This window comes from Pedobacter hiemivivus (assembly GCF_005144565.1).
Classification (GTDB): domain Bacteria; phylum Bacteroidota; class Bacteroidia; order Sphingobacteriales; family Sphingobacteriaceae; genus Pedobacter; species Pedobacter hiemivivus.
In genome coordinates this window covers 1-17,107 of the sequence record NZ_SWDX01000007.1, presented here as the reverse complement: position 1 = coordinate 17,107, position 17,107 = coordinate 1, and the positions used below count along the sequence as shown (strand labels likewise).

Below are 17,107 nucleotides of genomic sequence, written 5' to 3'. Positions count from 1 at the left end.
TGATGAAGCAAAAGGTTATTGTTTTATTTTGTGTGTGTAATTGTTTTCTAAGTTTAAAAGCTCAGGAAGCCTTTATCCCCTATGGTAAAATTACATTCGAAAAAAAAATAAACCTGATCAGAAGCCTAGAAAACTCTGGTCTCCCGGAAGAAGCCAAAGAGAAAATGCAAAAATACTCCAGCAGCAATTGGGAATTTCTTTTCAATCTCGAAAAATCAGTCTACAAACCCATCAAAAAGGAAGCTGAAAATAACCAGGCGGGATTCTTTTCTTTTTCCTTGAACCAACAGAATAATGAAATCTATACCGATTACAGCAAAAACCGTAGGGTACTAAGACGAACGGTAATGGACGACACCTATCTGCTTACTGACACCATTCCGCGGGTAAATTGGAAGATTATGCACGATGTAAGAAATATTGCAGGATACGAGTGCAGAAAGGCCATAGGCGTAATTTACGATACCGTATATGTAGTTGCCTTTTATTCAGACGAAATTTTACTACGTGGAGGACCCGAAGGATTTGGCGGTTTACCCGGTACCATATTGGGTCTGGCTATCCCCCGCTACAACACCACCTGGTTTGCAACAAAGGTGGAAGGGTTTGCTAATCAGCAGGCTGAAATTGTCCCCCCAACTAAAGGAAAAAAAATAGAAACTGATAAGGATTTAAAGAAACTCATCGAATTATTTACCCGTTACGATCAGCATAAAAAAGAAAAAGAAGAACAAGCGAAGAAAACGCTGTACGGTTTCACCCTGTAACTTTTTAGGAGCTAAGATTTTATCACTTCTTTCACATATATGTGTTTTTTTACAAAAAGAGCGGCTCAGCTTTGGTTTTATTTGCTAACTTTGTATCCCGTACAAAAACAATAAAACAGTGATATAATTACTGCTTTATTTCAGAAAATCAAAAACATGACTAAGTATATTTTTGTTACGGGCGGTGTTACTTCCTCATTAGGTAAGGGCATCATCTCCGCTTCATTAGCCAAATTACTACAAGCACGCGGCTATAGTGTTACCATCCAAAAGTTCGACCCTTATATCAATATTGATCCGGGAACATTAAATCCTTACGAACATGGTGAATGCTATGTTACCGAAGATGGTGCAGAAACAGATCTTGATCTTGGTCACTATGAACGTTTCTTAAACGTTCCCACTTCACAGGCAAATAACGTAACCACTGGTCGCATTTACCAAAATGTAATCAACAAGGAAAGACAGGGCGAGTATCTAGGAAAAACCGTACAGGTAGTTCCTCACATTACTGATGAGATTAAAAGAAACATGCGTTTGTTGGGTGAAACCGGACAATACGACATCATAATCACCGAGCTTGGTGGAACTGTAGGTGACATCGAATCTTTACCATTTATAGAGGCTGTACGCCAGTTTAAGTGGGAAGAAGGCGCACATAATGCGATCGTGATCCACTTAACCCTGATCCCTTATCTTGCTGCTGCTGGTGAGTTAAAAACAAAACCTACTCAACACTCTGTAAAAACGTTGCTAGAATATGGTATTCAACCAGATATCCTGGTTTGTCGTTCAGAGCGCTCTATTTCTTTAGATATTCGTAAAAAAATCGCGTTGTTCTGCAACGTAAATGTAAATGCAGTAATCGAATCACTTGATGCTTCTACCATTTACGATGTTCCTTTGCTAATGATGAAGGAGCAATTGGATAAAACGGTACTGAGCAAACTTAAGTTGCCGCAGAAAAACGAGCCCGATATGGAAAAATGGAAAGAATTCCTTGGCCGTTTAAAGAACCCAACATCTGAAGTTAAAATTGGTTTAGTAGGTAAATATGTAGAATTACCTGATGCTTACAAATCAATTATTGAATCATTTATTCACGCTGGTTCAAGAAATGAATGTAAAGTAAAAGTTGAGTATATCCACTCTGAAGGAATATATCCAGACAATGCAAAGGAAAAACTTAGCCATTTAGATGGTATTTTGGTTGCTCCAGGTTTTGGAAGTCGTGGTATTGAAGGAAAAATTGACACCATTAAATACGTGAGGGAAAACAATGTACCATTCTTTGGTATATGCCTGGGTATGCAATGTGCCGTAATTGAATTTGGTCGTAATGTGTTAGGACTGCAAGGTGCAAATACTACTGAAATTGATGAAGAAAGTGTACACCCAGTAATCAATATGATGGAAGACCAAAAAAGCATAACTGCTAAAGGTGGTACTATGCGTTTAGGTTCTTACCCTTGTGATCTGAAAAAAGGTACAAAAGCCTTTGCAGCTTACGGAAAACAACACATTACTGAGCGTCACAGACACCGTTATGAATTTAACAGTGCTTACCTGAGCCAGTATGAAGCAGCAGGAATGATTGCTTCAGGTATTAACCCCGAAAGCAGTCTGGTTGAAATTGTTGAGCTTAAAAACCATCCTTTCTTTGTTGGTGGACAGTTTCACCCTGAATTAAAATCAACAGTTGCTAATCCTCACCCACTTTTTGTTAAATTTGTCGCCGCTGCGATGGAGTTTGCGAAGAAAAAAACAAAATAATACGCGTTTAATTAACAATAATGGATAGAAATACGTTTACAGGATTATTCCTGATCATGATCGTTTTAGCAGGTTCCTTCTATTTCTTTAAGCCTAGCGAGGCCGAAATGAAATCAATTCAGGAAAAACATAAGACTGATTCACTTGAAAAAGCTGGAGTTGCACCTGCTCCTACCGCAGTAGCTCCAATAGCAGCATTGCCTGTGTTAGACTCTGCAGCGTTAACGGGACCTTTCGGTGGCAACATCGCAGGAACTGTACAAACCAGTGTTCTTGAAAATGAAAATTTAAAATTAACCTTCAGCAATAAGGGTGGTAAAATATTATCGGTACAAGTTAAAGGTGAGAAAACCTATAATGGAAAACCGGTTATTTTATTTGATGGTGATCAGAACAAGTTTGGCTTGAACCTGAACATCGGTGGTAAAATCGTAAGTACAAACGACCTATATTTTACAGCCACACAAAATGCAGGAAGCATCAACATGCGTGCTAACTATTCGGCTGATAAATATATTGAATATGTGTACAACTTGAAGCCGAACAGCAGTCAAGTAGGTTTTAACATTAATTTAAATGGTTTAAACCAGGTTATTCAAAATAACACTATCGCTTTAAACTGGGAAACTACCTTACTTGAGCAAGAAAAATCAGCTAAGAAAGAGCAGGAACACTCGGCTCCATATTATAAGTATGTAGATAAAAACCCTGACCACCTGGGTGTTGCCAAAGATGTTAAAGAAGACCTTAAGGAAGGTAAAATTCAATGGTTCTCCTTTAAACAACAGTTCTTCAGTGCTGCTTTAATCCCTAAAGATGCGTTTGAAAAAGGAGATCTTGAAGTTAAAGTAAGCATTGAGCCTGGTAAAATTAAATGGTATGGCGCAAACATGATCATGCCTTTTAACCAACTAGCTGCACAAAGCTATAGCATGGATTTCTATTTCGGAACCAACAAGTTCTCTACTTTAAAAGCTCAAGGTCACGAGCTTGAAAAGCAAATAGACATGGGCTATTGGCCGCTTAAATACATCAACAGATTCATTGTTTTACCTGTATTTAAGTTTTTAGAAAGCTTTGGTTGGAACTACGGACTGATTATTCTGCTTTTAACTATTTTGCTAAAAGTGGCGATGTCACCTTTAACCTACAAGTCTTACCTTTCAATGGCCAAAATGAGAATTTTGAAACCAGAAATGGATGTGATCAAAGCTAAGGTTGGTGAAGATAATCCTACTTTATTACAACAAGAATATTTGAAACTTTACAAACAAGTGGGTGTAAATCCATTGGGTGGTTGTTTGCCGATGTTGCTACAATTGCCTTTTGTAATGGCTTTCTTCTTCTTCTTCCCTAACCTTTTCGAATTAAGGGGCGAATCATTCTTGTGGATGAAAGATTTATCAACTTATGACGACTTCATTAAATTCGGCTTCACTATTCCTTTTATTGGTGACCACTTAAGTTTAATGTGCGTATTGATGACGATTTCTACGTTGATTTATACTTATTTCAACAACCAGATTTCTGGTGCTTCAGGTCAAATGAAATACATTGGTTACATCATGCCAATCATTTTCTTAGGTGTACTGAACAGCTATCCATCAGGATTAAATTATTACTACTTTCTTGCGAACATGTTGACTTTTGCGCAGCAGTTCTTAATTAAGACAATGGTTGATGATGAGAAGATCCACAGAACATTGCAAGAGAATAAAGCTAAACCTGCGGAAAAGAAAAAGAAATCAGGATTTAGTGCTAAATTAGAAGATTACATGCGTCAACAGCAACAAGCTGCTGCACAGCAAAAAAAGAAATAAGTAATCACCTTACTATTTGACAAAAAGACCTGGATCATTAATAATGATCCAGGTCTTTTTTTTATCATCAACTTTGTAAAATTTGGCGTACAAATAAGGATATCTGTATAAAAATTATAACATTTAAAGGTTGAACCCAAAAGGCGATTAATTCTACTAAACATGTTAAAAAAACTAATTCCACTTTCCCTGTTATTCCTTTCCAGCGTAAGTTTTGCGCAAAAGAAACCGTTGGACCATACGGTCTACAACAATTGGGAAGCAGTTGGCACCAAACAGTTGTCAAATAATGGATTGTGGGCTGCGTACGTCATAAATAAACAGGAAGGTGATGCTGTATTATACCTGAACAACTTAATGTCCAACACAAAGCGAAATGTAGCCAGAGGGGCCAATTTACAATTTAGTAAAGACTCAAAATATGCTGCCTTTACGATCAAGCCTTTGTACAAGGATACTCGCGAAGCAAAAATTAAAAAGAAGAAACCTGATGAAATGACTAAAGACTCATTAGGTATCGCTAACCTTGACAATTTTGATATCCTTAAAATACCAAGGGTAAAATCCTATAAAATGCCAGAGGATGGTGCAATTGTGATCGCCTATTTACTAGATAAACCGCTGGATACGGTAAAAAAAACAAAACCGACAGGTACAAGTCCATCAACAGAGAAAAAAGAAGATAGCGCCATTGCTTTTGCTGATGAACCAGACACTAAAGGCAAACAGGAAGGTACGGATCTGATCTTTAAAAATTTAACTACCGGAACCTTGCGTATTTTCAAATATGTAACCGACTACAGTTTTAATAAAAATGGCAAGCAATTGGTTTTTGCATGCTCAGGTTCCAAAAAAGACAAGTCGGCTCCTACTGGTGTATTTCTTTTCAATACAGAAAAAGGAACACTAAAAACACTGGTAAAAGGAAAAGGTAATTTTAAGAGTTTCACTTTCAATGAGGAAGGAGAATACCTGGTGTTTTTAGGTGAAAACAGTCCTGAGAAAAAGGAAATCAAAGATTTCGAGATTTACTATAACGCTCCTACTCTTGATACGGCCCAAATTTTGGTTGACAAAGCCATTCCTGGAATGCCTGAAAAATGGGCTATAAGTGGAGATGGTAATCTAAAATTCAGCAAAGATAGTCGCAAGTTATACCTTGGCATTGCACCCATAAAAACACCAAAAGATACAACTTTAGTTGATTTTGAGAATGCAAAACTGGATATATGGAGTTATAAAGATGACTACCTCCAACCTATGCAGTTGAAAAATCTTGAAAAGGACTTAAAGAAATCATACTTATCTTCTTTTGAGGTATTTAGCAGCGAGCCTAAAATCGTTCCATTAACAGACGTAAAACTGCCAGATGCAATCCCAGTAACCGAAGGGAACGCCAATTTTGTATTGGCATGGACTGATTACGACAATAGAATACAGGCACAATGGACCGGCAGTACGCCAAGGGATTATTACCTTGTGGATACAAAAACCGGGGCAAAAAAGAAAATCATTGAAGGATTAAATGGATCAGCTACGGCCTCTCCTGCTGGTAAATACATCCTGTACTTCGATAAAAAAACATCCAACTGGTACACTTACAATGTGCTTACGGCAAAAATTACTTATTTAAACAATGGCTTAAATGTAAAATTTGTTGATGAGGATAATGATGTACCGGAAGATCCAGCTTCTTATGGAATAGCCGCCTGGACTGAAGAAGACAAAACTGTGCTGATTTACGACAAATATGACATTTGGGAGTTTAGTCCAGATGGTAAAAACGCTCCGCAAAATATCACTAATGGATTTGGCAGACAAAACAAACTGACCTTTCGTTATGAAAAACTAAATCCTGAAAGCAAGTTTTTAGATAAAAAGGCGACCATCTGGCTCAATACCTTTAACAATACCACTAAAGAACACGGTTGGTATAAAAAGGCTATTGGCAACCGCAACAATCCCGAGCTGGTAGTGATGGAGAAAATGGTCTACACTGATCTTGTTAAAGCTAAAGATGCCGAACGTTTCATTTTTGATAAAGGCAATTATGAAAACTCACCTAATGTTTACGTATCAACCGATATGAAGGCACAGGTAAAACGAAGTAATACAAACCCACAACAAAAGGAGTACAACTGGGGAACTGCAGACCTGGTAAAATGGACGACACCTAAAGGTTTCAATTCGGAAGGGATACTGTATAAACCAGAAAATTTTGATCCAGCTAAAAAATACCCGATGATTGTATATTTCTATGAAAAGCTATCTGATGGCCTTTACAGCTATCAAGCTCCTGCACCTACTCCATCCAGGTTAAATATCCCATATTTTGTAAGTAATGGATATCTGGTATTTGCACCTGATATTAGTTATGAGACAGGTTACCCAGGCAGATCTGCCGAAGAATTTATCAATTCGGGTGTTGAATCTTTAAAGAAAAATGCATGGGTAGACGGCAGTAAAATAGGTATCCAGGGACAAAGCTGGGGCGGTTACCAAGTAGCTCACCTTATTACAAGAACCGACATGTACGCTGCTGCATGGGCAGGTGCACCAGTAGTAAACATGACCTCAGCATACGGTGGGATGCGCTGGGAAAGCGGTATGAACCGCCAATTTCAATATGAAAGAACTCAAAGTCGCATTGGCGCTACATTGTGGGAAAAACCAGAACTATACGTCGAAAACTCTCCATTATTTAAATTACCCAACGTAAAAACCCCGGTAGTAATTATGTCTAATGATGCTGATGGAGCTGTGCCTTGGTACCAGGGGATTGAAATGTTTACAGGCTTAAGAAGGTTGGGCAAACCAGTATGGTTACTAAATTATAATAATGAGGCGCATAATTTAATGCAACGCCAAAACAGAAAAGATATCCAAATCAGAGAGCAGCAGTTTTTTGACTATTACCTAAAAGGTGCAAAAGCTCCGGCATGGATGGTAAATGGCATACCTGCAACGGAGAAAGGCAAAAGCTGGGGATTTGAGCTGACCAATGAAAAACCTTAAATTTAAATCAGAGATATTAGAATCAAAACTTTAAATTTAAGCCCTAAACTAAATCATCTTTAATGGCATTAAGTAGAATCTGGTCTGCTTTTATAATCGTTGCAATTGTTGTAGCAAGTATAAAATGTTTCTTTTTTGGACAAACTGATATTTTTAACTGGATGGTTATTGGCAAAGCCGATGACGCTGCCAATCCATTAAAACTTGACGGTATCATTCAAACCTGCTGGGTTGCGGTAGAACTTTGTCTTAAACTGATCGGAATTTTAGCCTTCTTTATGGGCTTGATGAGTATTGCTGAAAGAGCGGGAGGTATACGTTTATTATCGAGAATCGTAGGCCCCTTCTTTTCAAAATTATTTCCTGACATTCCCAAAGGACATCCATCTATGGGGCATATGATTATGAATTTTTCTGCTAATTTACTAGGATTGGATAATGCCGCAACACCCTTCGGACTAAAAGCAATGGAAAGTTTGCAAGAGTTGAATCCAAGTAAAGATGTGGCATCTAATGCCCAGATTATGTTTTTATGCCTTCATGCAGCTGGATTAAACCTAATTCCTGTAAGTGTGATCGCCATTCGTGCATCACAGAATGCTTCAAATCCAACAGACATATTTATACCTTGTTTGATTGTAACCTTTGTGGGCACCATAACAGCAATGATGATTGTTTCCTTCAAGCAAAAAATCAACCTTTTACAACCAGTGGTAATTGGATGGATTTTAAGCATTTCGTTTGTCATTGCTTTATTAGTTTTGTACATCACCACCCTTAATGCAGATGGCATTAAATCATTTTCAGGAGTGTTGAGTAATGGACTGATCTTATTCGTTATTTTGGTGATTATATTAGCTGGACTCTACAAAAAAATTGATGTATTTGATGCTTTCATTGATGGCGCAAAAAATGGATTTGATACCGCGATTAGAATTATTCCTTATTTAGTTGGAATGCTGGTAGCCATAAGTTTATTACGTACAAGCGGTACTTTTGATGTAGTGATTGGTGGCATAAAAACCCTATTCGCTTCGTTAGGAGCTGATACAAGGTTTGTTGAGGGCCTACCAACGGCCTTGATAAGACCGCTAAGTGGCGGCGCAGCCAGAGGAATGATGGTCAGTACTATGGAAACATATGGTCCTGATTCTTTTCCTAGCCGACTTTCAGGAATATTCCAGGGTGCATCAGATACTACATTTTATGTGGTTGCCGTTTATTTTGGCGCTGTAAACATAAAAAATACGCGTTATGCAATTGGTGCGATGCTATTGGCTGACTTAGTTGGTGTTTGCACTGCAATAGGACTTTGCTACTTATTTTTCGGTTAGTGAGTAAAAACAATCATTAAACCATTTCTTTCAAAAATATCTCTTTGATGGTTTTGATCTGCTCCTCGTAAATTGTTTTTTTGCGGGTACCGAAGTATAAGGTGTTTTCGATAGGGTCATTACCCTCCCAAAGAACCTTAATACTTCCCTGATCAAGTTCTCGTTTAGACAAGAAATCAGGCATTACTGCAATACCATTACCTGCACTTAAACACCTAAGAATGGAACATAAATTAGGAACAATATAGTTAGGTTTAAAATCAGGCCGTTTACCAAAGTTATTGTGCCAAAACCTACGCTGGTGTTCCATATCTCCAGTAGTACCATACCAGGTTTGCTGTTTTAGCCAGTCCAACTGGCCATTTGTATCTTTTGCTTTGGTTAAACTTTCGAACGCTTCTGTAGCCGTTTTTGCCCCGCAAACCAGTACAATTTTTTCTTTAAAAAAAGGCTCATAAAATAAACCCTTATAATCTCCTTTTTGAGGAGTTATGATAAGGTCAAGGATGCCACTATCCAGATCATTCAACATTTGGGGATACTCTCCAAACTTGATGATCACATTGAAAGGCAGCGTTGGTAAATAAGATTCCAGTGTAAACTGAAAAGTTTCAAAACACATCCCGATGCTTATAGTTGGAATGTCCTTCTCTACACTTTTATGAAAATGCCTTTCAGCTTCTTCCAGTTTTGTTAAAGATTCGAGGATATAATTGTAAAGCACCTTACCCCTTTCTGTTGAGATCATTCTCCTCGACGTTCTGTCGAAAAGTTTATAACCAACATAGGCCTCCAGCGAGCTTAGGTGTAAACTTACTCCCGGTTGCGAGATATACAATGCTTCAGCAGCACCTGTAAGCGTCCCGGTTTCATAAATAGCTTTAAATGTTCTGAACCATTCTAAATTAACCATACTATCATAATTATGATACAAATGTATAAATTAAACTATTATAATTATACATATATCGGCTTTACCTTTGTAGTGTTATTAAAAGATAAAACTATGAAAAGAATATTTGTAATTAACGGCGGACAGGTTTTTGGACATTCTGGCGGTAAATTCAACAAGACAATAACAGATAAAACAATAAGCTTTTTTGAAAATAATGAGGGCTTTGAAGTACGATCAACCGACATCAATCAACCATACGATATCAAACAAGAAGTAGAAAATTATAAATGGGCTGATGTGATCATTTACCATACTCCGGTGTGGTGGTTCCAGCTCCCCAATGAATTTAAGAAATATATAGATTTAGTGTTTACAGAAGGTCACAACAATGGGATTTACCATAGTGATGGCAGATCTTCAACTAATCCAGCCATCAATTACGGAACAGGTGGATTGATGCATGGCAAAAAGTATATGCTCAGCACTTCATGGAATGCACCTAAAGAAGCATTTACCTTACCTGGAGAATTTTTTAATGAAAAAAGCGTGGACGAAGGACCTATGTTTGGCTTCCACCGCATGAATGCTTTTACTGGTATGGAGCCATTGGAAAGCATCCATTTTCATGATATAGAGAAAAATGCGGATGTACCAAATGACCTGCAACGTTATGAAGCGCATCTAAATAAAATATTCATTAACGAATATAAAATGGAATTATCAGCATAAAAAAGGCCCGCTTTAAAGCGGGCCTTTTTTATGCTGATAATTACTGAGGCATAGCAAAGTTAATCGGGATGTTATACTTTACGCGGACGAACTTTCCATTCTGTACTCCAGCTACCCATTTTGGGCTAGCGGCCAACACTCGAACAGCTTCTTCATCGATTCCATAGCCCACCTTTTTTTCAACTTTAATATCGGTTAGCGTGCCGTTCTTTTCGATAATGAAAGATAAGTACACTTTACCTTGAATATTATTTTCTTGAGCCATGGCCGGATACCTTATACTTTTTGAAAGATATTTATAAAACTTATCCATCCCACCAGGGAATGTAGGTTGTACTTCTAACGCTATAAATATCTCGTACACGGTATTATCCTCAGTTGCACCAGCACCTACCGGTCCCTTACCTTGCGGTCCATCAATTACAATGTTACCATCAGGTACACCAAGGGCATCTTTCTGTGCTGTATTTGCATCCACAAGATCTTTAATCTGTACTGGATCAGTATCAATCACCTTATTATCTTCCACAACAATTGGGGGAGGAAACTTGATTTGATTTTGTCTTGCCGGAGGTGGCTCAATGGCTGCTGGCGGTGGAGTTTCTGGATTTACAGGTGGTGGCGACTGCACAGTCACCGTTGTTACCTTATCAGGAATATCCTCAATGGTATCATTTCCCTTGATCAGGCTAATGATCTTTGGAGATAAAAACAGCAGGATAAACAATGTTCCCGCTATAAAAAGTGCCCTTAAAGTATTCGAAGAACTTTCTCTGCGCAGTGCATAAGCACCATAGCTTTTGTTTTTCTGATCAAATACTACATCAAGCCATTCATTGCCAAATAAGTCGATTTTTGAACCCAACATTGCTTTAGAATTTAAATTAAACATTATACCATTGATTTATAGTATTGATGCCAACACAATCCGCTTTCCATAAGCCGAAGCAATAAATATTTAAACTAAAAAACTCTTGGACAATAAATGATCTGGGCTAAAAGTAGCAGGTATCATTAGGGTCTCTTCCTTTAATAGAGAAACTGAATTTAAGCATAATTTCATGAGACCCTGATTGGCGCTTTGCCAATTCTGTATTCGAAAAATCATAAGAGTACCCAAGTTGAATTTGTGGTGTAATGTATACAGAAGCGATTGCATCGAAAGAATCTGCAGAACGATAAGAAGCTCCCACCCATATGGTTTCCTTTATTAATAAATTAGCGTTTAAATCAAATTGAACAGGAGAGCCATTCACATATTTAATTAAGAAATTCGGTTTTACTTTAAAATCATCACCAAGCGGCAGGAGTACCCCTGCCTGGAATAAATAATACGGCTTGTTCTTCGCGGATGCAGACTCCTTATTATAAGACGAAAAATCCCGCTGATAAAAATAAGGTGAAGAAAAGCCCAGATAATAATTCTTGGAAAAAAGCATTACCCCGAACCCGAAATTACCTCTTATACTATTCTCATCGGCAAAGACAGGATCATTGACAGATTCGGGGCTATAAGGATAATTTTCTGAATAAGTTGATCTGAAACTACTTGCTCCCCCGGTTATCCCTACGGAAAGAAAGGACTCCTGCCCTACAGCCACTCTTTGGGAGACGCTAAAATATCCCCCGGTTTCTTTTAAAACCTCCCCTATCTGATCATTAATTAAAAGCGCACCGACAAAGGTATTTGATGTTTTAATGGGCGTGTGTATAGATAAAGTTTGTGTTCTAGGAGCTCCTTTAAAACCAACCCATTGAAGACGTGAAAGTGCTGTGATGGATAATTGTTCATCCATGCTTGAATAAGCAGGATTTACTGCCAGGCCATTAAACATGTATTGTGTATACATTGCCTGTTGTTGACTGTACCCAAAAAATGAACTATATAAACAAATAGAAATTAAAATTATCTTTCTCATGTGTTCAATCAATTTAATTATTTTATAATCCCAAATGCGTTCCAAAACCATACTAACGCTTAATAATAACACTGCCTTTATTGACTCTTAAAGCACCCGTACTGTCTTTCGTATAAATGATAAAAAAGTAAACCCCGTCTACCAGAACAGAACTTTTATTTACCAAAAGCCCAGTATTTGCCACACCTGCAAACGCCTTATCCCGGTTATTGTATCCTTTAACCTGAAAAACTTTATTACCCCATCTGTTGAAGATCAACACTTCATTATCCGGATACCGTTCTATATTATGAATGATAAAGTTCTCATTACCTAAACCGTCCCCGTTAGGTGATGCTAATGGATCCGGATTGATGTCCCCATTTGCATTTTCATCAGTTCCCTTATCCTCAGGATAGAAGTCTTTAATAAGAATATCCGAACCCTGCCCTTTATCTACAAAGTCGGACGGATCAACATTTTGCACGCGCACCTGTATAAGTTCATCACCTTCCTTCAGAAAGTCCTTTATACTTCTAATTGTGAACTTTTGCGTAGTGTTCAACTTCCCTGCTGGAATAACCATAGTGATATAGTCGCCTTCCAGGGTATAATCCTTCTCTATCAATGCTGCACCAGTGTAGTTCAAGGTAATGTTCACGTCCTGAAATAATGCTTCACCAATCTCAGCGGTAATACTGATTAAATCACCTTCTGTAATGGTTGCCACCGATGGAGTAAGCTTAACCGTAACCTTAGGCTGAACATACAATGTAACCTGAGCGGTACTACACAAACCTGGTGCATCACAAGCCCTATAACTAAAGTGATCAATACCCACGAAACCGTTATCAGGTACATAAACAAACGACCCATCAGCAGGATTAAATGAAGTAATCTTTCCATTTGTTGGTGAAGTTATCACCGTAAAATTCAAGCGATCTCCATCGAGATCAGTATCGTTCGCTTTTACTGTTGCATTAAGACTACCATCTTTTCTGACATAAAATATATCGTCGCGCGCCACAGGTGCATCATTCAGGGCATTGATTACAATGCTTACTTTGGCCACATTCGATTCAATACCCGTATTGTCTTTCACTGTGTAAGTGAATTCGTCTTTTCCGTTGTAATTATCCTTCGGAGTATAGGTAAATGTCCCGTCAGGGTTGAACAACAATGTTCCATGAACAGTGCTGGTAACAACTTTTATACTACCAGGGTTTACTGCTCCATCGACATCAGCATCATTACCTGTAACACTAAATGTTACAGGTGTATCCTCATCTGTCATAATGATATCGTCTGAAGCCACCGGCTGTATATCATCATTCAGGATCGTTCCAACACCCGGCCATTCACTGATCTTTAACGCGCCGCCAAATGTGTTAGATAAACCACTTAGCACTACCCTGAAGTTTTCATCATCTTCAATATTGATGTCTCCATTAATCCAAACCGAAATGGTTTTAGTCTCCCCTTCAACCGTTCCATTGAAAACCAAGGTTCCCTTAACGAAATTATAATCATTATCATTCAAGGTAGCTGTTCCATCTTCTGTGACATAATCAACCATAAAGCCAGCACCAGTTGCACCATTTAATTTCACCTCAAACGTTAACAACGTTCCTCCACTGTTTCCTTCTTTTATCGTCGGACTGCTAATTGTCAGCTGACTATAGTCATTGTCAAGAATATTTAATACCGGTACAGGTGTATTAACTGTAATGCCATTGTAACGACTGTTGACTACTCCTGCAGTGATCATCTGCAAGGTCTCAGTACCTTCCATAATGTCATCGTCGATAACTGGAACGGGCAGCTTAAGGCTGTTCACTCCTGCTGGTATGACTATCGGACTTGAGAACATGGCTATATAATCCTGATTTTTGAAGGCTGTACCTCCCAGTATAAAAGGTATAGTTGTCGGCGAGTCAAAAGTTATGCCCGTAGGGAAACTAAAAGTATAACTTCCGTTATAGATTCCTTCCATCCCATCCGTTGTAGTGATGGTGATCTTTTTATTCGCAGGGATGTTATCATCATCAAGGATCTTTCCTACCGCAGGCGATCCGATGAGGTTTAAACGTCCTCCAAATGTATCTGAAAGATTTAAAATCATGTTGAAAGTTTCATCACGTTCAATTTTCTGATCACCTTTAACCGTTACACTAATAGCATGAGTTTCTCCTGCTGTTCCGTTAAAGTTCAATGTTCCGTTAACGGCATTATAGTCGTTATCCGCAACAGTTGCTGTTCCATCCGTTGTATTGTACGAAACCGTAAAACCATTAGGAGTCCCTGTACTCAGGATCACATTAAACGTAGCCGTAACTGTTCCGTTGTTTCCTTCTGTTACTACAGGATTGCTCACCGTTAACGCTACCTGATCATTATCCTTTATGCTTGCACTTATCGGAGTAGTCTGAACAGGCAAAGTAAAACTGACGCTGCTAGCAGCTGTTAAACTCAGTATTACAGTTTCGGTTGGTTCAATCAACTGATCATCGATCACCTCCACATCAATAAAAGCCTCGTTCGATCCGGCAGGAATGATCACCTTTCCATTTAGTGCAATATAATCAACTCCATTAATGGCGGTTCCGGCAATGGTATAGGAAACTAGTGTTGCCTCCGAACTGGTCACACTAGTGTTTATGATACTCACTTTAAAGCGGGCATTTGTTAAGGGCTCTTCGCCATCAGCTACCTTGCTTAAAATTATCTGCGTACGATCATCATCTATAATGGTACCCCTTGCTTCCGGCGATGGGATGCTAAAAATATCATTAAGATTAGACAGCGTTCCAAGCGTTACTGTAAAAGTCTCATCCTGCTCAATCCTCTGATCCCCTTTCACCTGGATGGTGATCGTTTGAATTTCATTAGCTGTACCATTAAAGTTCAGAACACCTGTTCTTCCAACATAATCTTCTCCATCCGTAGCTGTTCCATCAGCAGTAGCATACGTTACGGCAAACGGTACTCCCGTCGCTTTATCCAGTTTCACGTTAAAGGTAATGTCTTGCGTTCCACTGTCACCTTCTGTTACTGTTCCATTGCTGATGGTCAACTTAGCACCATCGTTATCAGCTATATTCAAGCTTTGCGGTGAATTGCTCACTGTAATTCCATAAGGAAGTCCACCAGTGTTTGTGGTAAGGATTACTGTTTCAGTCCCTTCTACAATCTGGTCATCATTTACATCCAGGTTCAGCTTTACACTTTTCGCATTAGCAGGAAGCGTAATAGAACCTATCACCGGACTGGCGGTATAATCATAGTTGGTTCCGGTACTTAAGGCGGTTCCACTCAAGCCGTAACTGATCGTTACCGGCACATCAGTGGTCATATCAGGATCACTGAACCTGAAGGTAAAGCTGGCAGGACTATTACCTGGGGTACCATCTTCCGATCCGTTTACGGGTACAATTACTATCGTCCCCGAATCATCGTTCTCTATCGTTACCGTAGTGCTGGTTACAGGAATCGTTAAACGGTTGTTAAACGACTGGCTCAAATTACTCAAAACTAAACTGAAGATTTCATCCTGCTCAATCTTCTTATCTCCTTTTATCTGTAGCGTAATGGGATAAGACTCACCGGCATTGCCCGCAAAATGTAAAATACCCGAGTTTGAAATATAATCGTTATCTCCTGCTTTTGCGGTACCATCTGCGGTAGCATACTTAAGATCAAAACTACCGGTTGCCCTTTTATCCAAAGTTACTGTAAATGTGGCTGTAGGAATACCATTATTGGTTTCCGACAAAGTTACCGGTCCGCTTAAGGTTAGTTTGGCTACATCATTGTCTTTAATCGTTACCACCGGACGGGATGCATTCAGCGTAATCCCGCTAAAAATGCTGCTCACACTGGCATCAATGGTTACCGTCTCATCGTCCTCTACAATCTCATCATCATTTACCGGAAGGTTCAGTATTGCGCGCTCATCTCCTGCGGCAATCGTTACCGTTCCTGTTAATGTACCAATGTAATCAGGATCCGGCGCCGTATGCTTAGCACTGCCTCCCAACGTATAATTTATGATTATCGGTTGGCCCGAGGTTACACCCGAAGGAAGACTAAAAATAAAGCTGCCAGGTACAGAACCCTGCTCATCGCCGTTGACTTTAGTGATTGTAATCTCTCCAGAATCATCGTTCGTTATTGTTCCTGTAGCTGTCCCCTGCGTACTATTCACCGTTAAGCGACCACCAAAGGTTTCAGAAATAGCTCCTAAGATGACCTTAAAGTTTTCATCTGCCTCCATCTTCTTATCTCCATTGATCTTCACTGTAATCGTCTGAATTTCATTCGCTGAACCATTGAAATCCAATGTAGCACCGCTAAGTGCGGGCACATAATCATTATTTGCGATTGTTGCAGTGCCATCAGCCGTAGTATAACCGATTTTGAAAGCCTTTGCTGTCGCATTATTTAGCTTCACTCCAAAACTCATATTGGTTGTTCCACCATCGCCTTCGGTCATTGTTACATCAGTGATGCTTAATTCGGCGACATCATTATCCACAATGGTAGTGGTGGCAGTAGCCGTATTTATTGTTACAAGACCGGTAATACCCGTTAAAGCGGCGCTAAATGTTTCGCCTGTTTCTACAAGGTTGTCGTTCTGGATCAATGCCGTAAAAGTCCTGGTCGCTCCGCTTATTGAACCTGCCGGAAAGATGACCGAACCTGTTGCATTTGCGTAATCACCGGGCGCAATGGCTCCGCCGTCTGAGGTAGCATAGTTTACCGTAAAGGATTCCTGGACATTGCCTGTTAAAGTCACTGTAAAAGTAGCTGTACCCGCGGCCTCGCTCACTGTAGCAGCAGTCGAGATGGATACGCTCGCTGCATCGTTATCAATGAT

At 39.2% G+C, this 17,107-nt stretch carries 10 protein-coding genes; 6 read left to right on the top strand and 4 right to left on the bottom strand.

All coding sequences use genetic code 11. The features are described from left to right. The first annotated feature begins 2 nt into the window (after positions 1-2). The 5 genes from FBD94_RS17545 to FBD94_RS17525 all read left to right on the top strand — a co-directional run bounded on the left by FBD94_RS17545 (position 3) and on the right by FBD94_RS17525 (position 8,709). Entirely contained in the window at positions 3-767 is a 765-nt protein-coding gene (locus FBD94_RS17545; protein WP_131611216.1) for a GLPGLI family protein, read from the top strand. A gap of 156 nt (positions 768-923) precedes the next feature. Beyond that, positions 924-2,540: a CTP synthase gene (locus tag FBD94_RS17540; protein ID WP_136881172.1), complete on the top strand. Its 1,617-nt coding sequence runs from the start codon at positions 924-926 to the stop codon at positions 2,538-2,540. 20 nt (positions 2,541-2,560) lie between these two features. Continuing rightward, positions 2,561-4,360 (top strand): membrane protein insertase YidC, encoded by a 1,800-nt coding sequence (gene yidC / locus FBD94_RS17535; protein ID WP_131611214.1) that lies wholly within the window; start codon positions 2,561-2,563, stop codon positions 4,358-4,360. Positions 4,361-4,522: 162 nt separating this feature from the next. Then, complete coding sequence (locus FBD94_RS17530; RefSeq protein WP_136881171.1) at positions 4,523-7,375, top strand: alpha/beta hydrolase family protein; 2,853 nt, start codon at positions 4,523-4,525, stop codon at positions 7,373-7,375. 62 nt (positions 7,376-7,437) lie between these two features. Continuing rightward, positions 7,438-8,709: a nucleoside recognition domain-containing protein gene (locus tag FBD94_RS17525; protein WP_136881170.1), complete on the top strand. Its 1,272-nt coding sequence runs from the start codon at positions 7,438-7,440 to the stop codon at positions 8,707-8,709. A 16-nt stretch (positions 8,710-8,725) separates the two neighbouring features. On the opposite strand, the gene FBD94_RS17520 is transcribed toward FBD94_RS17525, so the two are convergent. Continuing rightward, positions 8,726-9,622, bottom strand: a complete 897-nt coding sequence (locus FBD94_RS17520) for a LysR family transcriptional regulator (protein ID WP_131611211.1) — start codon at positions 9,620-9,622, stop codon at positions 8,726-8,728. A 93-nt stretch (positions 9,623-9,715) separates the two neighbouring features. Here FBD94_RS17520 and FBD94_RS17515 point away from each other — a divergent pair, with 93 nt between their 5' ends. Further along, positions 9,716-10,333, top strand: coding sequence for an NAD(P)H-dependent oxidoreductase (locus FBD94_RS17515; RefSeq protein WP_136881169.1), 618 nt, complete (start codon positions 9,716-9,718; stop codon positions 10,331-10,333). A 40-nt stretch (positions 10,334-10,373) separates the two neighbouring features. Here FBD94_RS17515 and FBD94_RS17510 read toward each other — a convergent pair whose 3' ends face one another. From FBD94_RS17510 to FBD94_RS17500, 3 genes are all read right to left on the bottom strand, one after another. After that, positions 10,374-11,225: an energy transducer TonB gene (locus FBD94_RS17510; RefSeq protein WP_225874806.1), complete on the bottom strand. Its 852-nt coding sequence runs from the start codon at positions 11,223-11,225 to the stop codon at positions 10,374-10,376. 103 nt (positions 11,226-11,328) lie between these two features. Next, complete coding sequence (locus tag FBD94_RS17505; protein WP_136881168.1) at positions 11,329-12,252, bottom strand: PorP/SprF family type IX secretion system membrane protein; 924 nt, start codon at positions 12,250-12,252, stop codon at positions 11,329-11,331. A gap of 52 nt (positions 12,253-12,304) precedes the next feature. Continuing rightward, positions 12,305-17,107 (bottom strand): Calx-beta domain-containing protein (locus FBD94_RS17500; protein ID WP_136881167.1); only part of this gene is annotated, 4,803 nt, incomplete at its 5' end.